The 19,325-nt window shown below is 69.7% G+C and carries 18 protein-coding genes; 9 read left to right on the top strand and 9 right to left on the bottom strand.

What is annotated here, in order from left to right:
* Positions 1-54 precede the first annotated feature (54 nt).
* Positions 55-1,707, top strand: a complete 1,653-nt coding sequence (gene recN, locus DTQ71_RS06245; RefSeq protein ID WP_109563417.1) for a DNA repair protein RecN — start codon at positions 55-57, stop codon at positions 1,705-1,707.
* A gap of 69 nt (positions 1,708-1,776) precedes the next feature.
* Here recN and mgtE read toward each other — a convergent pair whose 3' ends face one another.
* Positions 1,777-3,168: a magnesium transporter gene (gene mgtE, locus DTQ71_RS06240; protein WP_109563416.1), complete on the bottom strand. Its 1,392-nt coding sequence runs from the start codon at positions 3,166-3,168 to the stop codon at positions 1,777-1,779.
* A gap of 233 nt (positions 3,169-3,401) precedes the next feature.
* Here mgtE and guaD point away from each other — a divergent pair, with 233 nt between their 5' ends.
* Positions 3,402-4,682 (top strand): guanine deaminase, encoded by a 1,281-nt coding sequence (guaD, locus tag DTQ71_RS06235; RefSeq protein WP_109563766.1) that lies wholly within the window; start codon positions 3,402-3,404, stop codon positions 4,680-4,682.
* 49 nt (positions 4,683-4,731) lie between these two features.
* Here guaD and DTQ71_RS06230 read toward each other — a convergent pair whose 3' ends face one another.
* Positions 4,732-4,899: an adenylosuccinate lyase gene (locus DTQ71_RS06230; RefSeq protein WP_109563415.1), complete on the bottom strand. Its 168-nt coding sequence runs from the start codon at positions 4,897-4,899 to the stop codon at positions 4,732-4,734.
* 90 nt (positions 4,900-4,989) lie between these two features.
* On the bottom strand, positions 4,990-6,294 hold the full coding sequence (gene purB / locus DTQ71_RS06225) for an adenylosuccinate lyase (RefSeq protein ID WP_109563414.1): 1,305 nt from the start codon (positions 6,292-6,294) through the stop codon (positions 4,990-4,992).
* Positions 6,295-6,357: 63 nt separating this feature from the next.
* On the opposite strand from purB, the gene DTQ71_RS06220 reads away from it, so the two are divergent.
* The 5 genes from DTQ71_RS06220 to DTQ71_RS06200 all read left to right on the top strand — a co-directional run bounded on the left by DTQ71_RS06220 (position 6,358) and on the right by DTQ71_RS06200 (position 9,849).
* Complete coding sequence (locus tag DTQ71_RS06220) at positions 6,358-6,741, top strand: diacylglycerol kinase (RefSeq protein WP_109563413.1); 384 nt, start codon at positions 6,358-6,360, stop codon at positions 6,739-6,741.
* Entirely contained in the window at positions 6,738-7,133 is a 396-nt protein-coding gene (locus DTQ71_RS06215) for a DUF6314 family protein (RefSeq protein WP_109563412.1), read from the top strand. The genes DTQ71_RS06220 and DTQ71_RS06215 overlap by 4 nt, the downstream gene beginning before the upstream one ends.
* A gap of 31 nt (positions 7,134-7,164) precedes the next feature.
* Positions 7,165-8,220: a peptide chain release factor 1 gene (prfA, locus tag DTQ71_RS06210; protein ID WP_109563411.1), complete on the top strand. Its 1,056-nt coding sequence runs from the start codon at positions 7,165-7,167 to the stop codon at positions 8,218-8,220.
* Entirely contained in the window at positions 8,217-8,972 is a 756-nt protein-coding gene (prmC, locus tag DTQ71_RS06205) for a peptide chain release factor N(5)-glutamine methyltransferase (RefSeq protein WP_109563410.1), read from the top strand. Before prfA ends, prmC begins: the two co-directional genes overlap by 4 nt.
* A 175-nt stretch (positions 8,973-9,147) precedes the next feature.
* Positions 9,148-9,849, top strand: coding sequence for a DUF4167 domain-containing protein (locus DTQ71_RS06200; protein ID WP_109563409.1), 702 nt, complete (start codon positions 9,148-9,150; stop codon positions 9,847-9,849).
* A gap of 4 nt (positions 9,850-9,853) precedes the next feature.
* Here the strand turns inward: DTQ71_RS06200 and rsmA are convergent, their stop codons facing one another.
* From rsmA to lptF, 6 genes are read right to left on the bottom strand one after another with little or no spacing between them, the layout of a single operon-like run.
* Complete coding sequence (gene rsmA / locus DTQ71_RS06195) at positions 9,854-10,690, bottom strand: 16S rRNA (adenine(1518)-N(6)/adenine(1519)-N(6))-dimethyltransferase RsmA (RefSeq protein ID WP_109563408.1); 837 nt, start codon at positions 10,688-10,690, stop codon at positions 9,854-9,856.
* The gene (pdxA, locus tag DTQ71_RS06190; RefSeq protein WP_109563407.1) at positions 10,687-11,649 is read right to left on the bottom strand and encodes a 4-hydroxythreonine-4-phosphate dehydrogenase PdxA; all 963 of its coding nucleotides are present in this window, start codon (positions 11,647-11,649) and stop codon (positions 10,687-10,689) included. The genes rsmA and pdxA overlap by 4 nt, the downstream gene beginning before the upstream one ends.
* Entirely contained in the window at positions 11,642-12,868 is a 1,227-nt protein-coding gene (locus DTQ71_RS06185; RefSeq protein WP_109563406.1) for a peptidylprolyl isomerase, read from the bottom strand. The genes pdxA and DTQ71_RS06185 overlap by 8 nt, the downstream gene beginning before the upstream one ends.
* 16 nt (positions 12,869-12,884) lie before the next feature.
* Entirely contained in the window at positions 12,885-15,014 is a 2,130-nt protein-coding gene (locus DTQ71_RS06180; protein ID WP_170125313.1) for an LPS-assembly protein LptD, read from the bottom strand.
* Positions 15,014-16,111, bottom strand: a complete 1,098-nt coding sequence (gene lptG / locus DTQ71_RS06175) for an LPS export ABC transporter permease LptG (protein WP_109563765.1) — start codon at positions 16,109-16,111, stop codon at positions 15,014-15,016. The genes DTQ71_RS06180 and lptG overlap by 1 nt, the downstream gene beginning before the upstream one ends.
* Positions 16,108-17,229 (bottom strand): LPS export ABC transporter permease LptF, encoded by a 1,122-nt coding sequence (gene lptF, locus DTQ71_RS06170; protein ID WP_109563404.1) that lies wholly within the window; start codon positions 17,227-17,229, stop codon positions 16,108-16,110. Before lptF ends, lptG begins: the two co-directional genes overlap by 4 nt.
* 134 nt (positions 17,230-17,363) lie before the next feature.
* Between lptF and DTQ71_RS06165 the strand changes: the two genes are divergently transcribed.
* A complete protein-coding gene (locus DTQ71_RS06165) occupies positions 17,364-18,836 on the top strand; it encodes a leucyl aminopeptidase (protein ID WP_109563403.1) in 1,473 nt (490 codons plus the stop codon).
* Positions 18,829-19,299 (top strand): DNA polymerase III subunit chi, encoded by a 471-nt coding sequence (locus tag DTQ71_RS06160; protein WP_109563402.1) that lies wholly within the window; start codon positions 18,829-18,831, stop codon positions 19,297-19,299. The genes DTQ71_RS06165 and DTQ71_RS06160 overlap by 8 nt, the downstream gene beginning before the upstream one ends.
* Positions 19,300-19,325 lie beyond the last annotated feature (26 nt).

Here is a 19,325-nt window from a genome sequence, read left to right as displayed (position 1 = left end):
CGCCGCGTCTGACGACCCTCGCCAAGGACGCTGGCGCGGGTTAATTCATGCGCCATGCTTCGCTCGCTCGACATCAAGGACATGCTCATCATCGACCGCCTCTCGCTGGAGTTCGGTGGCGGGTTGAACGTGCTGACCGGCGAGACGGGAGCGGGCAAGTCGATCCTGCTCGACAGCTTGGGCTTCGTGCTGGGCTGGCGCGGCCGGGCGGAGCTTGTGAGGCAGGGCGCCAAGCAGGGCGAGGTCACGGCGGTGTTCGAGCTGCCGGAAGGGCACCCGGCCCGGACGGTTCTGGCGGAATACGAGATCGAGGCCGAGGACGGCGAATTGATCCTGCGCCGGGTCAACACCCGGGACGGGCGCAAGACCGCCTGGGTCAATGGCACTCGCGTGACGGGCGAGGTGCTGCGCGCGCTCTCGGATACGCTGCTGGAGTTGCATGGCCAGCATGACGACCGTGGCCTCCTGGACGTGCGGGGGCATCTGGCGCTGCTCGACGCCTTCGCGGGGGCAGACACCTCCGAGGTGCGCCGCGCCTGGCGCGCGCTTTCGGCCGCGCAGAAGGCCCTGGCCGAGGCGGAGGCCAAGGCCGAGGAGGCGCGCGCCGAGGAGGACTTCCTGCGCTACGCCACCGACGAGTTGGACAAACTCGACCCCCAGCCCGGCGAGGACGAGGCGCTCGATTCCGCTCGCCGCCTGATGCAAAACGCCGAGCGGATCAAGGGCGACGTCGCCCGCGCCTTCGAAGCGATCGGGCCGCAGGGCGCCGAGGGGCAGATGATGGACGCGACCCGCTGGCTCGACGGCGCGGCGGAAGGGGCAGGGGATGCGCTGGGCCCGGCGCTGGATGCGCTGAGCCGGGCCATGATCGAGTTGGGAGAGGTGCAGGCCGGGGTCGAAGCCTGCCTCGACCGGCTCTCCTTCGACCCGCGCGAATTGGAGGAGACGGAGGAGCGGCTCTTCGCCATCCGCGCCGCCGCCCGCAAGCATGGCGTGGCCCCCGACGACCTGCCCGCCTTCGCCGCCGATCTGCGCAGCCGGCTCGACCTTCTCGACGCGTCCGGCGGCGAACTGAGCGGCTTGCGCGCCGCTGTCGCGGACGCCCGGGCCGCGTTCGACGCCGCCGCGGCCGCGTTGACGGCGCGCCGCCAGGAGGCCGCGGCGCGTCTCGACCGCGCCATGGCGGCGGAGCTTGCCCCGCTGAAGATGGACCGCGCCACCTTCACCACCTTGCTCGAGCCGGGCACGCCGGGCCCGACGGGCGTGGATTCCGCCGCCTTCGAGGTCGCGACCAATCCCGGCGCGCCGTCCGGGCCGCTCAACAAGATCGCCTCGGGCGGGGAGCTGTCGCGCTTTCTGCTGGCGCTCAAGGTCTGCCTGACCGGGGGCGACCGCTCCATGACGCTGATCTTCGACGAGATCGACCGCGGCGTCGGCGGCGCGACGGCGGATGCGGTGGGCCGTCGGCTCAAGGCGCTGGCCGAGGGCGGGCAGGTTCTCGTCGTGACCCACTCGCCGCAGGTGGCGGCGCTCGGAGCGCATCACTGGCGGGTCGAAAAGCGGGTGGCCGGCGAGGTGACCACGTCCACGGTCGTTCCGGTGGCCAAGGCCGATCGGGTGGACGAGATCGCACGGATGCTGGCGGGCGACACCATCACGGACGCGGCCCGGGGCGCGGCCCAGGCCCTCCTGGACGCGGCGGCGTGACCGCCAGCGGCGGGGAGACCCCCGCCCTACGTGGCAACGCGAGGTAGGGCGGGGATTTCCCCGCCCCCCTCACAGCAGCCAGAGCGCGGCGAGCCCCAGGAAGGCGAAGAAGCCCACCACATCCGTCACCGTCGTCACGAAGGCGCCGGAGGCCAGGGCCGGGTCGATGCCGACCTTTTCCAGGACCACCGGGATGCCCACTCCGGCCAGCCCGGCGACGACGAGGTTGATCACCATCGCCACCGCGATCACGACCCCCAGCATCGGCGAGCCGAACCAGACGACGCCTACGATCCCCATGATCACGGCAAAGGCGGCGCCGTTGATCGCGCCCGCGGCCACCTCCCGACGGATGACGCGCCAGACATTGGCCCCGGTCAGGTCGCGCGTCGCCAGCGCGCGGACCGCGACCGTCAGCGATTGCGTCCCGGCATTGCCGCCCATAGACGCCACGATCGGCATCAGCACCGCCAGCGCCACGATCTGCGTGATCACCGCATCGAACTGCGCGATCACGATCGAGGCCAGGATCGCCGTTACGAGGTTCACGGCCAGCCATGGAAAGCGCCGCCGGACCACGTCGCGAGTCCGGTTGGAGATCGCCTCCTCGCTGTCCACGCCGGCGAGGCGGAGGATATCTTCCTCGGCTTCCTCGTCGAGGATGCGGATCGCGTCGTCGATGGTGATCACGCCCATCAGCCGGTCATCCGCATCCACCACGGGGGCGGAGATCAGGTGGTATTGGTTGAACGCGTAGGCCACGTCCTCCTCCGGGTCGGTGACCTCGAAGGTGCGAAAGCTCTCTTCCTCGATCTCGCTCAGCGGCGTGTCGCGCCGGCTCGACAACATCTTGCCGAGCGTCACGTAGCCCACCGGCCGGACCCGGGGATCGACCAGGATGACGTGGTAGAATTGCTGTGGCAGATCCTCGGCCGAGCGCAGGTGGTCGATGGTCTGACCGACCGTCCAGAACGAGGGCGCGATCACGACCTCGCGCTGCATCAGGCGCCCGGCGGAGTATTCCGGATAGGTGAGGGCCTGTTCGACCGCGACGCGGTCGATGTCGTCCAGCGCTTTCAGGATGGCGCCGGCCTGGTCCTCGTCCTCCAGGTTCTCGACCAGATCGACCACGTCGTCGGTGTCGAGTTCCCGCACGGCCTCGGCCACGTCCTCGGCCGGCAGCGCCCTCAGCACCTCCTGGCGAAGCGACTCGTCCAACTCCGACAGGATTTCGCCGTCGATCTGGCCCGACCAGAGCTCGATCAGCACCATCCGCTGACCCTCGTCGATCTGCTCCAGCAGGTCGGCGATGTCGGCGCCATGGAGCGGCTCGAGTAGATCGTCCAGCGCCGTCCGGTCGCGGTCCGACAGCGCGTCCCGGATGGCGGAGAGGCGGGGCTCGTCGAGTTCCGCCTCCGTTTCCGGTTCCTCGGCCAGCATTTCGGTCTCTGGATCGGTCATGGCGTGCTCCCGCTCTGCACAAGCGGCTGATAACGCGGGGGGCGCGGAAGGGGTAGCGGGGATTTCGCGGCCGGGCTAAGAGCGGCGGCGATCCCCTGGCTGTGGCGCGTGTTGAGCGGACGGAGCCGGGGGCCAGCCCCCGGACCCCCGGGATATTTAAGCAGGGAAGAATGGGGGCGGTCGCGACGGACGCCCTGGCGATCTTCGGGCAGTCGGAGCGGGAAGGCGAGACGATGACGACGCTCATCCTGGGGCAGGTGCTCAAGTTTCATGGAAGTCCCTTTGAGGCGCCGCCGGAAGCGACGGCAAGGCACGACAGCCGGGGTGCCGTCGCCGTGGATGGCGGGCGCATCCTTGGTCACGGCCCGGTCGATGCGATGCGCGCGGCCCATCCCGGCGCGGCGGAGATCGACCACGGCGCGGGTCTGATCCTGCCGGGCTTCGTCGATGCGCATATGCATTACCCGCAGACGGCCATCATCGCCTCTTGGGGGAAGCGGCTGATCGACTGGTTGAACGGCTACACCTTCCCGGAGGAGGCGCGGTTCGGAGATCCCGCCTATGCCGCCGAGATCGCCGGGCGGACGCTGGACCTGATGCTGGCGAATGGGACGACGTCGCTCGCGAGCTATTGCACGATCCATCCCGAAAGCGTGGACGCGATCTTCGAGGCGGGTGCGGCGCGGGGGATGGCGGTCTGGGCGGGCAAGACCTGCATGGATCGCAACGCGCCGGACGATCTCCGGGACACGGCGCAGTCGGCCCATGACGATAGCGCGGCGCTGCTGGCCCGCTGGCACGGGCAGGGCCGGGCCCGCTATGTGATCACGCCGCGCTTCTCGCCGACCTCGACGCCGGAGCAGCTGGAGGCGCTGGGCGCGCTCTGGGCGGCGCATCCCGACTGCCTGATGCAGACCCATCTGTCTGAGCAGACCGATGAGCTGGTCTGGGTCGCCGAACTCTACCCCGAGGCGCGGGACTATCTGGACACCTATGAGGCGCATGGCCTGCTGGGCGCGCGGGGCCTCTACGGCCACGCCATCCATCTGACGGAGCGGGAGAGGGCGCGGCTGGTGGAGATCGGCGCGGCCCTCGTTCACTGCCCGACCTCGAACACGTTCATAGGGTCGGGGCTGTTCGACCCTTCGCTCTTCGGCACGCATCGCGTGGGGCTGGCCACCGATACCGGCGGCGGCTCCTCCTTTTCGATGTTGCGGACGATGGCGGCGGCCTACGAGATCGCGCAGCTCGGCGGGACGGCGCTGCATCCCGCGCAGCTGCTGTGGCTCGCGACCGAAGGATCCGCGCGCGCGCTCCATGCGGAGGACGAGGTCGGGACGCTGGCCGCCGGAGCGGCTGCCGATCTGGTGGTCCTGGACCTAGCGTCGACGCCGGCCATCGCGCAGCGTGCCGCTCGGGCCGAAGACCTGTGGCAGGCGGTCTTTCCGACGATCATGATGGGGGACGATCGGGCGGTGGCCCAGGTCTATGTCGCGGGGCAAGCGATGAAATAGGAAAGGCCCGGCCTGGGGGCCGGGCCTTCTGTCGAGGTCGCGCCTTGGCTCAGCCGGTCGCTTCGGGCACGCATACCCCGGCGGTCGCGTCCCAGGTCGTGCCCGGCGCGCAGGACATCGTCACCTGCTCGGACTTGCCCCAGCTGCACTGGGCCGAGGCCAGTCCAGGCGCGGCAACCAGGGCGGCGGCGGCGAGGATCATCTTCAGCTTGGTCATCGTCGTCTCCGTCTATCACTGTTGGGTGACGTAACGATAGCGCGGCCGGGTGGCGCGGCAAAATAACATTCTGTCGCAGGTAAGGCGGGGTCAGTCCCCGAACACCCGGGCGAAGATCGTGTCGACATGCTTGGTGTGATAGGCCTCGTCGAACTGCGCCTCGATGCCTTCTTTCCCGAGCGCCGCGACCACCGCCTCGTCCGCCAGGAGTTGCTCGCGGAAATCGACCCGGTCCTCCCAGACCTTGAGCGCGTTGCGTTGCACCATGGCATAGGCGTCCTCGCGCGAGACCCCCGCTTGGGTCAGCGCCAGCAGCACGCGTTGGGACATCACGAGACCCGGGAAGGTGTCCATGTTGGAACGCATATTCTCGGTGAAGATCAGCATCTTGTCGATCACGCCCGTCAGCCGCGCCAACGCGAAGTCCAGCGTGATCGTGGCATCCGGTCCGATCATCCGCTCGACGCTTGAATGGGAGATGTCGCGCTCGTGCCAGAGCGCGACATTCTCCATCGCGGGCACGACCATGCCTCGCACCAGCCGGGCGAGCCCGGTCAGGTTCTCGGTCAGCACGGGGTTCTTCTTGTGCGGCATCGCCGAGGAGCCCTTCTGCCCGAGCGAGAAGAACTCCGCCCCCTCCAGCACCTCGGTGCGCTGCATGTGGCGCACTTCGATGGCGACGTTCTCGATGCTGCTGGCGATCACGCCCAAGGTCGCGAAAAACGCGGCATGGCGGTCGCGGGGGATCACCTGGGTGGAGATCGGCTCGGGGATCAGGCCCAGCTTTTCGCAAACATGCGCTTCGACACGGGGGTCGATATTGGCGAAGGTCCCGACCGCGCCGGAAATTGCGCCGGTCGCGATCTCTTCGCGGGCGGTCCGCATCCGGCGCAGGTTGCGGTCCATCTCGGCGTAGAAGCGGGCGAAGGTCAGGCCCATCGTCGTGGGCTCGGCATGGATCCCGTGGGAGCGGCCGACGCGGATCGTGTCCTTGTGCTCCATCGCCCGGCGCTTCAGCGCCGCGAGCAGCCCTTCAAGGTCTGCGATCAGGATGTCGGCGGCGCGGGTCAGCTGCACGTTCAGTGCCGTATCCAGCACGTCCGACGAGGTCATCCCCTGGTGGACGAAGCGGGCCTCCTCGCTGCCGACATGCTCGGCGAGATGGGTGAGGAAGGCGATGACGTCATGCTTTGTCACGGCCTCGATCTCGTCGATGCGGGCGACGTCGAACTCGACATCCTTGGCCTTCCAGACGGCCTCGGCGTTTTCCTTCGGGATGACGCCGAGCGCGGCCATGGCATCGCAGGCATGGGCTTCGATTTCGTACCAGATGCGGAACTTGGACTCAGGCGACCATATGGACACCATCTCGGGGCGGGAGTAGCGGGGGATCATGCGCGGGCCTCTTGAGGTCGGACGCAGGCCTGTTACGCCGACCCGCCGGGAAAGGGAACGCCCATGACCCAGCCGCCGCCGAAGGGAACGAAACCCGTCTGGGCGCATCTCTGGGACACGTTGGTATATTCGCTCGCCGGAGGCCGCTACCTGATGACGCAGCGGGCGGCGCAATTGCAGGCGGGGATGATGGCGGGAACGGCCCTAGCCTTCACTTTGGCCGGGGTGGGGCCGATTCAATGGGCGGTGGCCGTGGCGCTGTTTCTGGCCTCGCTGGGGATCGAGGCGCTCAACACCGCAATCGAGTTGATCGTCGATCGGGTCTCGCCCGAAATCAGCGATTTCGCCAAGCATGCGAAAGACCTCGGCAGCTTCGCTGTGTTCTGTGCGCTGCTGATCTTTGGCGGACACGCGGTCTGGGCGGTGGTGGACGCGCTTCTGCGATGAGGGTGGAGGATCTGGCAGGGCGCTGGCGCGTGGCGCGGGTGATCCGCCATACGGGCGGCGGAGCGGCGCGGTTCGAGGGGCTGGCCGAGTGGCTGCCGGAGGGCGCAAGCTGGCGCTGCGTGGAGACGGGGCGGCTGAGCCAGGGTGGCGGCGCGTTCGAGGCGCGGCGCGAGACGCTGTGGCGACAGGAAGGCGAAGCCATCGTCGTCGCCTTCGGCGACGGGCGGCCGTTCCACCGATTCTGGCCCGCCCTGGACGCCGAACACGACTGCCCGCCCGACGACTACCGCCTGCGTTACGACGTCTCTGCCTGGCCGGCCTGGTCGGTCCGGTGGCGCGTCACGGGGCCGCGCAAGGATTATCGCGCCTTGACCCGCTACAGCCGCCCTTGACCCCCCGCGCGTCTCGCCGCATGTCCGCCGGATGATCCCCTCCGACCGCCTCGATCAGATCCTCGCTCGCTTCGAGTATCTCGAAGCGCGGCTGAATGCTGGCCCCGACGCCGCCGAGATCGGGCCGCTGACCCGCGAATATGCCGAAGCCAAGCCCGTGGCCGAGCAGGTCCGCGCCTATCGCGACCTCACGGCCCAGCGCGCCGAGGCCGAGGCGATGCTGTCGGACCCGGAGATGGCCGCGCTGGCCCGCGACGAGATCGCGACGCTTGACGCCGCGCTGGAACAGGCGGAGGCCGACCTCCAGATCGCGCTTTTGCCGCGCGACGCGGCCGATGCGCGCCCGGCCATCCTGGAGATCCGCCCCGGCACCGGTGGCGAGGAGGCCGCGCTTTTCGCGAGCGACCTGGAGCAGATGTATCGCCGCTATTGTGAGGCGCGCGGCTGGTCGATGGATGTGGTAGAGCGGCAGGAGACCGACCTGGGCGGCGTCAAGGAACTGGTCGCGCGGATCGAAGGCGACAACGTCTTCGCCCGGCTCAAGTTCGAGAGCGGCGTGCATCGCGTCCAGCGGGTTCCGGCCACCGAATCCGGCGGGCGTATCCACACCTCCGCCGCCACCGTCGCCGTCCTGCCCGAGGCCGAAGCGGTCGATATCGACATCCCCGCCTCGGACATCCGCATCGACACGATGCGCGCCAGCGGGGCCGGGGGACAGCATGTCAACACGACCGACTCGGCGGTGCGGATCACGCACCTCCCGACCGGCATCGTCGTCACTTCCTCCGAGAAATCCCAGCACCGCAATCGCGACATTGCCATGCAGGTGCTGCGCGCGCGGCTCTACGACGCTCAACGCGCCGCGGCGGATGCGGAGCGCTCGGCCGACCGCAAGTCCCAGGTCGGCTCCGGCGACCGATCGGAGCGGATCCGGACCTACAATTTTCCCCAGGGCCGTCTGACCGATCACCGCATCAACCTGACGCTCTATTCGCTACCACAGGTGATGCAGGGCGATCTCGACGGGATCATCGACGCGCTGATCGCCGACAGGCAGGCCGCGCAACTGGCCGAGATGGGCGCGTGAGCGACGCGATTGCGCGGCTCGCGACGGCGGGCGTGCCCGATCCGGCGGGCGACCTGCGCCGCCTGAAGCGCGCTTTCGAAGGGGCCGATCTGGAGGCCGCCATCGCCCGCCGCGCCGCGCGCGAACCGGTCTCTCACATCCTCGGTCGCCGGGCCTTCTGGAAGCACGAGTTCGAGGTCACGGCCGACGTGCTCGATCCGCGGCCGGAGACGGAGACGCTTGTGGAGGCGGCCGTCTCGTCCGCTCTGTCGAGCGTCCTCGACCTGGGCACCGGCTCCGGCTGTATCCTGCTTTCGATCCTGGACGCCTATCCGCAGGCGCGGGGGCTGGGCACCGATCTGTCGCCAGCGGCCTTGGCGGTCGCCACCCGCAACGCGGCCCGGCTGGGCCTGTCGGATCGCGCCGCGTTCCGCCAGGCGGATTGGGTCGATGGCATCGACGGCACCTTCGATCTGATCGTGTCGAACCCGCCCTATATCGCGGAGGCCGAGATGGCCGGGCTCTCGCCCGAGGTCTTGCACGAGCCGCATCTGGCTCTCACCCCCGGGGGCGACGGCCTTGCCGCCTATCGCGTGATCACCCGGGATGCGCCCGCGCGACTCGCCCCTGGCGGGCGCTTGATGGTAGAGATCGGGCCGACCCAGGGACAGGCCGTTCACGCCCTGTTCGAGCAGTCGGGGCTGACCGAAATTCAGCTTTTGAACGACCTGGACGGCAGAAACCGTGTCGTTTCGGGCAAAAAGCCGCGCTAAACGCAACATTCGACTTGTATCCGGCCGTCCCGGCACCCATAACTCTCTTGCAACCAGCGGATGACGGAAGGCGCAGCCTCCGCCCCGGATGCAACGCCCGAGAAACCCGGACCCATCGACCCGCAGTGATGTCGGGCAGGGTCCCCGGCAAAATCAAAGCGGACCCTATCCCGGTATGAGAAGCTCCAAGTCGCGCTCGCGCAACAAGAACCGCAACAACCGCCCCCAGGGCGGCAACATCGTCAACCGCGTCTTTGATAGCTCGGGACCGGAGGGCAAGGTGCGCGGCACGCCCCAGCAAATCATCGACAAATACAACCAGCTGGCCCGCGACGCGCAGCTGTCCGGCGATCGGGTGGCGGTCGAGAATTTCCAGCAGCATGCCGAGCATTACACGCGGATGCTCGCCGCCGCCCAAAAGGAGATCGAGGCCCGCCAGCAGCAGCAGGGCGGCAACCAGCCGGGCGGGCAAGGCCAGCAGAGCTCCGGCGGTTCGCAGACCGGGCGGAGCGATCAGGCCAGCCAGGGTGGCGAGCAGGGCAATCGCGGCGAGAGCCGGAACCGCCGCCGAGACCGCAGTGACCGGCAGCAGGATACCTCCCAAGAGGTGATCGACACCGGCGACCGCGAGAGCGGACTGGTCGAGACGCCCGAGACGGCCGCGGAGTCCGCGCCGGTCGAAGACACGCCGCCCAAGCCCAAGCGCAGCCGTGCGAAGGTCAAGGCGGAAGCGCCGAAGGCAGAGGACGAGGCCGCCGCCGCCGCGCCTGCCGCCGAAGAGAAGGCCGAGAAGCCCAAGCGCAGCCGCGCCCGCCGCAAGGCCCCCGTCGAGGAGGCCGAGGGGAAGGCCGACACCCAACCCTCCGAAGAGGTCTGAGGGCTCAGCCCTCGGCCACGGCCCGCGCCAGCGCGCACCAGGCCTCCAGCCCGACACGCTCCGCCCGCTCGGTCGGGGCGATTCCTGCGGCGCGCAGGCGGTCCTCCACATCCGGCACCAGCCCCTTGAGCGCCGCGCGCAGCATCTTCCGCCGCTGGCCGAAGCCCTTGGCCACGACCCGCTCCAGAACGGCGGGATCGGCGGGGAAGCGGGGCGCGGGCAGGGCGGTCAGATGCACGACGGCCGAATGCACCTTGGGCGGCGGGCTGAACGCCTCGGGCGGCAGCGTCATGACGATGGCCGCGTCGCAGCGCCACTGCGCCAGAACTGCCAGGCGGCCATAGGCCTTTGAGCCGGGCCCGGCGACGATCCGCTCCGCCACTTCCTTCTGGAACATCAGGGTCAGGCTCTCCCAGGGCGGGGGCCATTCGGCGGGTGTGAGCCAGCGGACCAGCAACTCGGTGCCGACATTGTAGGGCAGGTTGGCGACGATGCGCCAAGGCGGGTCCAGATAGGCGGCGGCATCCACCTCCAGCGCGTCCGCGTTCAGGACGGTCAGACGCCCGGGATAATGCGCCGCGATCTCCGCCAGGGCGGGCAGGCAGCGCGCATCCTTTTCGATCGCCAGCACCTGCGCCGCGCCCTCGGCCAGCAGGCCCCGGGTCAGGCCGCCGGGGCCGGGGCCGACCTCCAGCACCCGCGCGCCCTCCAACGGCCCCGAGAGACGTGCGATGCGGGCCGTCAGGTTCAGGTCCAGCAGGAAGTTCTGGCCCATGGACTTCTTGGCCCGCAGGTCATGGGCCGCGATTACCTCGCGCAGCGGGGGCAGATCGTCGATCACGCGGCCCGCCGTGCCGCCATGTCGGCCGCCATCCGCAGCGCCGCGATCATCGAGGTGGGATCGGCCAGCCCCTTGCCCGCGATGTCGAAGGCGGTTCCGTGATCGGGCGAGGTGCGGATGAAGGGCAGGCCCAGGGTCACGTTCACGCCGCCCGCGAAGTCGATGGTCTTGATCGGGATCAGCGCCTGGTCGTGATACATGCAGACCGCCGCGTCATAGCCCGCGCGCGCCTTGGCGTGGAACATCGTGTCGGCGGAGAGCGGCCCGAAGCAGCCCAGTTCGGGCGTCAGCCGCGTCACCAGCGCGTCGATCCACTCCTGTTCCTGCCGGCCCATCGTGCCGCCCTCGCCCGCATGGGGGTTCAGTCCCGCCACGGCGATGCGGGGTCGGTCGATGCCGAAATCGCGGCGCAGCCCCGCATGGGTGATGCGCAGCGCCGTCTCCAGCACGTCGGGCGTAAGCTCCTGGGCGACCCGGTCCAGCGCGATGTGGATGGTGGCGGGCACGACACGCAGCTCCGGGCAGGCGAGCATCATCACCACGTCCACATCGCCGGCCAAGGCGGCGAGATACTCGGTATGGCCGGGATAGGCGAACTCCGCCCCGTCCTTCAGCGCCTTCTTGTGAATCGGCGCGGTGCAGAGCGCGGAGGCCGCGCCGTCCTGCACCAGCTCCACCGCCCGCGCGATGGCTGAGACGATGCCGGCCGCCTGCGCGGGGTCGGGCAGGCCGGGGCGGCGCGGGCCGGGAATGTCGTGGGGCAAGACGGAGAGCGCCGTGCCGGATGTCTCTTCCGGCGCGGAGATCACTTGAACGTCGACCTCAAGGCCCATGAAGTGCTGCGGATTTCCGATCACGAAAAAGGGCAGGTCCGGCAGCGCCCGGCGCGCGGCGGCGATGACCTCGGGGCCGACGCCCGAAGGCTCGCCGCAGGTGACGGCGATGGGGCGCTCAGCCATCGGTGATGATCGCGTCGGCCTTCAGCTCGTCCAGGAAGCCCTGTGCGTAGGCTTCCAGCCGCTGGTTCAGGATCGCCTGACCCGCCGATTGCAGCGCGCCATCCGGATCCTCGGGGATCTCGGCCACCCGGCCGCAGAGCATCACGAGGCGCAGCGCGCCGCCCGTGCTGAGCAGCGTCGAGACCTCGCCCTCGTCCAGCGTGGCCAGGATGGCGCGCAGGTCGGCGGGGATCTCCTCCACCGGGGCGACCTCGCGGCGCAGCACCTCGGGCGGCTGGCCCTGAGCCACGCCATAGAGGTCGTCGCAGGTGTCGGTGTTCGCGTCGATCCGGGCCGCCTGCGCCAGCGCGGCCTCGGACCGGCCGCCGGGGATCAGATACTCGGCATATTCGATGGAGATCGGCTCGGGCGTGGTCGCGCCGCTCTCGTCCAAGTCGCGGAGCAGGAAGAGGCCGACGAAGCTGCCCAGATCCACCGGGTCCGAGACCTCGCCCGGCTCCAGCGCCAGAACGCGGCTCGCGATCTGCGGCGGCAGGGTCGAGAGCGGCCGCCACTCCAGCCGTCCGCCCCGTCCGGCGCTCGAAGACCGGGAGAAGCGCCGCGCCGCGCTCTCGAAGCTCGCCTGTCCCGAAATCTCCTCGGACAGGCGCTCGGTCAGGGCCGCGACCTCGTCGCGGGTCTCGGGGGTCTGCGGGATGGAGATCTCGGAAATCAGCACGCGCACACCGCCGGCGCCGCTGCCGCCCCGGGCGACGGCGCGCTCGACCTCGGCATCGGTGGGGCGCGCGCGGGGGCCGAAGCGCTGCTGCACGAGTTGCCGCCAATAGAGGCCGTTCCGCACGAAGTCGCGGAAGGTCTCGCCCGCGACGCCCGCCTGTTCCAGAAGCGTGATGAACTGCTCCGGCTCCAGACCGCCGCGGGCGGCGAACTCGACCATGCCCTGGTCCAGTTCCTCGGGCGTCAGTTGCAGCCCGGCATTGCGGGCGGCCTGGATCTGAAGCGTCTCGTTGATCATCGCCTCCCGCGCGCCCTCGAAGGTCGCGTTCGGTGCGTTGAGCAGGGCCCAGAACCGCGCGCGCTGTTCGATCTGCCAGTTGGTGATGCCCTGGCCGTTGACGATCACCGCGGGGGCAAAGGGTTGCCCCTGGGCCTGCGCCGCCACAGGCGCCGCCGCAAGCGCCAGCGCCAATGCGAGCCCACGAAGAAATCCGTTTGTCATCTGCCGCCCGGCCCTCTCAAAGCCCACATTTGCGCGCCCGTCTCGCCCGGTCCTCGGCCCCGAAACCCGCCAGCCCGACCGACAGCCCGAAGCTGGTGGAGGGGCGCAGGGTCGTCGTCGAAGTGAAGCGGCGCTCCACGTCGAAATCCACCGAAACGCAGTCGGTTCGGTAGGTCAGGCCCAGCCCGGCGCGGCTGGCGTCGTTGGTGTTGAAGTCATACTGCCAGTTGACCCGGCCCGTCCAGTCGCCCCCCAGCGCCAGCGAGGCGTCGACGGTCCATTCGGAGGTGTCGATCGGACGCCCGGCTTCCTCGTCCGCTTCGAGCCAGGTGTATTGCGTGTCGAGCTCATAGCGCGCGCCGATCCAGCGCAGCGAGGTCTCGGACCGGGAAAAGGTGAACCCGTCGTCGAAGGTCGAGCGGCTCAGCAATTGGAGCCGCTCCCCATAGGCGGCGCGGAGCGAGACCAGCCAATCCGACGCATCCCCGTCGAGCCCGGTGCCCGAGCGGAATTGCCCCAGATCGCCCGCGCGGATCACGCGGCCCACCTGGCCCCCCACCACCCAGCCGGAGGCGTCGTAGCGGGTGTAGCCCAGGCCCAGATTGATGCGGCTGCCCAGCTCGCGCGTGTCGCGGCCGGCGAAGCGGCTGGGCGCGAACAGGTTTCCGCCGTCGAATTCCGGCGTCAGGCTGTCCTCGTCCGGGGTGCGGCGCTTGCTGTCCGGCGCCAGGAAGAACTGGAGCACCGGCTCCAGCACCTCCCGCGTGCCGTCGGAGTGCCGCTCCAGGGGCAGGCGCAACTCCAGGCCGGCATAGGGCACGGCGCGGGCGAAGGTGGTGTCCTCGAAGTTGGCGTCCTGGCGCACGCTATAGGCATCCAGGTGCATCCCGGCGAGGCTGGTCCAGACCAGCCCGTTTCCCGTCACCCAGCTGCGGCGCCAATCGACGGCGGCCGAGGCCCGCAGCACGTCGCGCGCGGCGTTCTCGGCCTCGCCTTCGGGCACATGGGTGGCCGTCCGCTCCCGCCCATGGGCCTGTAGGGTCCAGAGCAGCTGCCCCCCCAGCAGGTTGGGCCGAACGCGGCCCTGACGTTCGACGGTCAGGACGCGGGTGGGGATGAAACGGTTCGACTCGCCGTCGCGCAGCGATTTGTAGAGGATCGTCTCGGCCACGATGCGGCTGTTGCGGTCGATCCGCTCGATGGCGGCACGGCTGTCGAGACGGTCGCGATCGGTGATCGAATATTGCACGAGGTAGTCGTCGTCGCTGACCGCCTCCAGGTCCCAGACGAGGCGGTAGTCGCGGGGCAGGGCAAAAGTCCCTTCGGCAAAGACGTAGCCGCGCGTGCCGTTCTTCTGGATCCCGTCCTGGCCGATGGCGCCCTCGACCGTCACCTCGCCCGCGTCGAAGGCCTGACGGTAGCGGAAGCCCAGGCTCCGCGTCTCCTGATTGGTGACGAAGGGGCTCAGGGTCAGGTCGCGGGAGGGGCCTAGCGTGAAGAAATAGGGGGCGGTGACGCCGGTGCCGAGCAGATTGTCGGAGGAAAAGCGCGGTCGGAGCCACCCGGAGGAGCGCTCCAGCGTCGGGTCGGGCAGGCGCAAACGGGGCAGCCAGGCGATCGGCACGCCGGCGACCTCGAAGCGGGCCTGATCGAAATAGATCTGCCGCTCCTCGCGGTCGTGGACGATCCGGCGGGCCCGGATCTGCCAGGTGGGCACCTCGCCATCCTCGCAGATCGTGCAGGAGGAGGCGACGGCGTTGTAGAGCTGCGTGTAGCGCCCGTCCTCGCCCTGGGCGATCTCGGCGGCGGCGATTTGCAACCGGTCGGCCAGCACCAGCCGCGCGCCTTGCAAGACGCTGCCGCGCAGATCCGCGGAGAGATCGGCGAAATCGGCGACCAGCACGGCGTCGTCGCCATCGACCAGGACCAGCGGCCCCTCGACCAGCAGCCGGTCCTCTTCGCGCAGATAGGTGATCTGCTCGGCCCTGAGAATGCGGCCATCGGCGAAGATCTCGACATCGCCCGAGGCCACGAGACGGCCCTGGTCGAAATCGATCCGGTCGGCGACGAGAGTCGCCGGGCCCGTCTGCGCCGCCGCCGCGAGCGGCAGCAGCCACAAAAGCAAGGCCAGCGCCAGTTGCCGCATCACCCGTCCTCCAGTTGCAGGATGACCCCCAGCGCCAGCATCACCGCCGCCAGCGGCGCCGACCAGGCCGCCAGCCATGCGGGCAGCTGTCCGTTCTCGCCCAGGGTCTGAGCGAAGCTGCGCAGGAAGAACACGCCGAAGCCCAGCAACAAGGCCAGCAGCACCATGCGTCCGATGCCGCCCGATCGGACATGGCGCATGGTGAAGGCCGCGCCGATCAGCACCATCGCGGCCAGCATCACCGGATTCGCCAGTTCGGTCTGAAACCAGACCCGATGGGTGAGGCCGGAAAAGCCGGCCGCGTCGAGTTGTCGGATGAACGCGGGAAGTTCGAAGATCGGTATCGAGGAGGGTACCCCGAAGCTGTCGCGGATCTGGTTCTCCGTCAGGCTGGATGGGATCGTGGCGAAGGCGACCGCCTGCGAGTCCCGCTCGGGATTGTCGGACCGGCCCAGCGGCCAGCGCTTCGCGTCCTCCAAAGTCCAGGCGCCATCGCTGAGCTCGGCGCGCGCCGCGTCGATCCGTTCCTCAGGCGATCCGTTGCCGTCGAAGGCGATGAAGGTCGCCTCGAACAGGACGGTCCCATCGAGCGACGACCGCGCGGCCCGGATCACCGTCTGCCCGTCGCGGTCGCCCTGGCGCAGCCAGACGCCTTCCTCGCTGACCGACAGGATCGAGGAAATGCCGCTGCGGAAGCGGTCCCGCTCGCGCTCATAGACGTCCTGGGTGGCGGCGACGATCGGGTTCACGATCACGAGCGCCAGCACGCCCAGCGCGAGGGCCGCCACCACCGGCGCCAGCACGGCCCGCGCGGCCGAGCGTCCGGCCGCCCGGATCACCACCAGTTCCGAAGAACGGCCGAGCGACAGGAACAGCGCCAGCGTCGCCAGCATCACGATCAGCGGAAGGATCTGATAGAGCGCCGCCGGCAGGTTGAGCGCCGCCAGTCGCAATCCGTCGCCGATCCCCGCGCCCTCGTCGTCGAGGCGGCGGAGCTGCTCCATCAGGTCGAGGGGCAGCAGCAGGCCGACGAAAACCAGCGTGACCATGATCACGAGGCCCAGAAAGCGGCGCGCGAGGTAGAAATCGAGGATCACGCGGGCAACCCTCGCGCGAAGGGCCGCCGTCCGACCGCCGCGCGCCACAGCAAGGCCGCCGACAGCCCCAGGCCCAGCCCGGGCGGCACATAGAGCAGCGGCCAGAGCGCCCCATCGTCCCGCGCCGCGTTCTCTGCCGCGTTGACCAGCATCTTCAGAGTGATTGCCAACAGAACGGCTACCATGATCTGCCGCCAGAGCCCCAGGCGGGAATACCCGCCTTGCAGCAGGCAGCCCAAGGCCAGGAGCGGAACGGAGAAGGCGAAGATCGCTTCCACGATCCGGATATGACCCTCGGAGACCAGCACGGCCGGGCCTTCCCCGGTGGCGGCCTGCGCCGCCGCATCCCCGCGCAGCAGCGCCAGGGTCGGCAGCTCGCGCGGGTCGCGGCGGCGGTCGCCCGCGCCCTCGGTCAGCCCGGCCAGATCGTAGGCGAAATCCTCGAAGCTGACCGTCACGATCCGCCGGTCCGCCACCGTCAGCGTCTGCGCCATCCCGTCGAACATGACCAGCCGCGTCCCCGCATCGCCCCGCACCAGCAGCGCCCGCTCGGCCGTGTAGGAGGTGCGCGTCTCGCCATGGCGCCGGTCTTGCAGGAACAGCCCCAGAAGTTCCCCCGCCTCGGTGATCTCGCGGACATAGACGGTGACGCCGTCGCCCGGATGCAGGAACTCGCCTTCCTTGAGAAAGCGCGCGGTGACGTCCTGGCTCAGGGCCGCGCCGCGTTCGGCCAGCGCGGTGCGCGAGGCGGGCACCAGCAGATGCGCCAGCACCGTCACCATCAGCGCCACGATCAACCCGAAGATCGCCACCGGCCGCGCCAGATGCCAGGGGCCCAGGCCGGTCGTCTGCGCCACGACCATCTCGCTGTCGGCGCTCATCCGGTTGATGCCGTAGAGCACCGCCACCAGGGCCGAGACCGGCAGCACGATGAAGATCACATTGGGCAGCGACAGGGCCGTGAACTCCAGGAACAGGCCGAGGCCCGCGCCGCCCTCGATCAGGCGGTCGAACAGGCCGATGGCGCGATTGACCCAGTAGACCGCGACCAGCACCAAGCTGAAAAAGCCGAAATAGGTCAGAAGTTGGCCCGCCAAGTATCGGTCGAACGTGCCCATTGCCCCCCTCAGGACGTGAGTCCCTCCTCTCTAGACGCAGCCCGCGCGGGCGGCAAACCCTCGCGTCCGATGGTGCCTGGAAAACCCCTCTTCCGCGCACTACCCTCGCGGCGATCTCAACTTCGGAGCCGCTGATGACACACCCCGCCGCCGTTTCCTTTTCCGCGCTGGATCTCGACGCGCTCGCCTCCGCCGAGGGGGTCGTCGCCGCCCTCATTCCCGGGGACGGGAAGCTCGACCAGGGCGCACGCCGGCTCAACCGGCTGACCAAGGGCGCCATCAAGCGGGCGGTCGAGTCCGAGGGCTGGGAGAAGATGAAGGCTGGGGAGGTGATGTCCCTGGGCTTTCCGTCGGGAATGGAGGCCGAGCGCGTCGTCCTCGTCCGCCTCGACAAGAAAGCCGATCGCGAGACGGCCTTGGGCGCGGGGGCGAAGCTCGCCGGGGAGCGGGGGACGAAGCCGCTGACGCTGATCGCGGGCGGGCATGGGGCCGCGCTGGACCTCGCGCTCGGCGCTGCGCTGCGCGGCTACGACTTCACCGACCACAAGACCGGGGACGAGGCCAAGCCTGCCGCCGGGATCTCCGTGCTCTGCGCCAAGCCCGACGAGATGGCCGCCGCCTGGGTCGACCGTGCCGCGCAGGCCGAGGGCGTGTTCCTGACCCGCGATCTGGTCAACGAACCCTCCAACGTGCTGACCACGACCGAGTTCGCCGCGCGCCTGGAGGCGCTGCGGGATCTCGGCTGCGAGGTCGAGGTGCTGGAGGAGGACAAGCTGGCCGAACTCGGCATGCGCTGCCTGCTGGCGGTGGGGCAGGGCTCCGTCTCGCCCTCCAAGGTCGTCGTGGTGCAGTGGAAGGGCGGTGGGGACGAGGCCCCCCTGGCTCTGATCGGCAAGGGCGTCGTGTTCGACACCGGGGGCATCTCGCTCAAGCCCGCGGCGGGGATGGAGGACATGACGATGGACATGGGCGGCGCGGGCACCGTCGCGGGCGCCATGCACGCCATCGCCAAGCGCAAGGCCACGGCCAATGTCGTGGGCCTCGTCGGCCTGGTCGAGAACATGCCCGACGGAGGCGCCATCCGCCCCGGCGACGTGGTCGCCTCGATGAAGGGCGACACAGTCGAGATCATCAACACCGACGCGGAGGGCCGCCTCGTTCTGTGCGACGTGATGTGGTACGCCCAAGAGCGGTTCTCGCCCGCGGGCATGGTCGACCTCGCCACCCTGACCGGCGCGATCATCATCGGCCTGGGCCACGAGAACGCGGGCGTCTTCTCAAATGACGACACCTTCGCGGGCGCCTTCCTGAAGGCCGCCGAGGCCGAGGGCGAGGGCGCCTGGCGGATGCCGCTGGGCAAGGCCTATGACAAGCAGCTCAAAAGCCGCGTGGCCGATATGAAGAACGTGGGCGGGCGGCCCGCGGGCTCGATCACGGCGGCGCAGTTCCTGCAACGCTTCGTCAAGGACGGCACGCCCTGGATCCATCTCGACATCGCAGGCGTGGCCTCGGTCTCCAAGGGCACCGACCTGTCGCCCGCGGGCGCCACCGGCTGGGGCGTGCGTGCGCTCGACCGGCTGGTGCGCGACGCTTACGAGAATGGGTGAGGTCTGGTTCTACCACCTCACCCGCCGCTCGCCGGCGGAGACGCTCCACACGCTCTTGCCCCGCTGCCTGTCGGCGGGCTGGCGCATCGCGGTGCGGAGCCCGGATGCGAAGCGTCTGCGCGCGCTGGACGATGCGCTGTGGCTGGGCCCGTCGGACGCGTTCCTGCCGCATGGGCTGGCGGGCGGCGCCCATGACGCGGCGCAGCCGATCCTGCTGACCACGGGCGTCGCGTCCAATGGCGCCACCGTGCTGATGGCGCTGGACGGGGCGGAGGCCCCGCCCGAGGAGGTCCGCGGCCTCACGCGGACCTGCGTGATCTTCGACGGGCTCGACGGAGAGGCGCTGACCCGGGCGCGCAAACAGTGGAAGGAGCTGGTCGCGGCCGGGCTCCCCGCGCGCTACTGGTCCGAGGAGTCCGGCAAGTGGGAGCAGAAGGCGACGAAGAACGTCTCCGAGGAGTGAGGCCTCCGCGCGCCCGGGAACCGGCC

Origin of the sequence: Jannaschia seohaensis, assembly GCF_900116765.1 — a bacterium.
In the GTDB taxonomy this organism is placed as follows: Bacteria; Pseudomonadota; Alphaproteobacteria; order Rhodobacterales; family Rhodobacteraceae; genus Jannaschia; species Jannaschia seohaensis.
The sequence above is the reverse complement of the archived record's forward strand: the minus strand, read 5'-3'. Positions and strand labels throughout refer to the sequence as shown.

Bases quoted from the DNA above. Each gene is read 5' to 3' on its own strand.
- prfA (WP_109563411.1), top strand. From the start codon at position 7,165: ATGATCCCCTCCGACCGCCTCGATCAGATCCTCGCTCGCTTCGAGTAT.
- DTQ71_RS06215 (WP_109563412.1), top strand. From the start codon at position 6,738: ATGAGGGTGGAGGATCTGGCAGGGCGCTGGCGCGTGGCGCGGGTGATC.
- purB (WP_109563414.1), bottom strand. From the start codon at position 6,294: ATGATCCCCCGCTACTCCCGCCCCGAGATGGTGTCCATATGGTCGCCT.
- DTQ71_RS06200 (WP_109563409.1), top strand. From the start codon at position 9,148: ATGAGAAGCTCCAAGTCGCGCTCGCGCAACAAGAACCGCAACAACCGC.
- guaD (WP_109563766.1), top strand. From the start codon at position 3,402: ATGACGACGCTCATCCTGGGGCAGGTGCTCAAGTTTCATGGAAGTCCC.
- DTQ71_RS06165 (WP_109563403.1), top strand. From the start codon at position 17,364: ATGACACACCCCGCCGCCGTTTCCTTTTCCGCGCTGGATCTCGACGCG.
- recN (WP_109563417.1), top strand. From the start codon at position 55: ATGCTTCGCTCGCTCGACATCAAGGACATGCTCATCATCGACCGCCTC.
- DTQ71_RS06230 (WP_109563415.1), bottom strand. From the start codon at position 4,899: ATGACCAAGCTGAAGATGATCCTCGCCGCCGCCGCCCTGGTTGCCGCG.
- DTQ71_RS06180 (WP_170125313.1), bottom strand. From the start codon at position 15,014: ATGCGGCAACTGGCGCTGGCCTTGCTTTTGTGGCTGCTGCCGCTCGCG.
- mgtE (WP_109563416.1), bottom strand. From the start codon at position 3,168: ATGACCGATCCAGAGACCGAAATGCTGGCCGAGGAACCGGAAACGGAG.
- DTQ71_RS06220 (WP_109563413.1), top strand. From the start codon at position 6,358: ATGACCCAGCCGCCGCCGAAGGGAACGAAACCCGTCTGGGCGCATCTC.
- DTQ71_RS06160 (WP_109563402.1), top strand. From the start codon at position 18,829: ATGGGTGAGGTCTGGTTCTACCACCTCACCCGCCGCTCGCCGGCGGAG.
- lptF (WP_109563404.1), bottom strand. From the start codon at position 17,229: ATGGGCACGTTCGACCGATACTTGGCGGGCCAACTTCTGACCTATTTC.
- DTQ71_RS06185 (WP_109563406.1), bottom strand. From the start codon at position 12,868: ATGACAAACGGATTTCTTCGTGGGCTCGCATTGGCGCTGGCGCTTGCG.
- pdxA (WP_109563407.1), bottom strand. From the start codon at position 11,649: ATGGCTGAGCGCCCCATCGCCGTCACCTGCGGCGAGCCTTCGGGCGTC.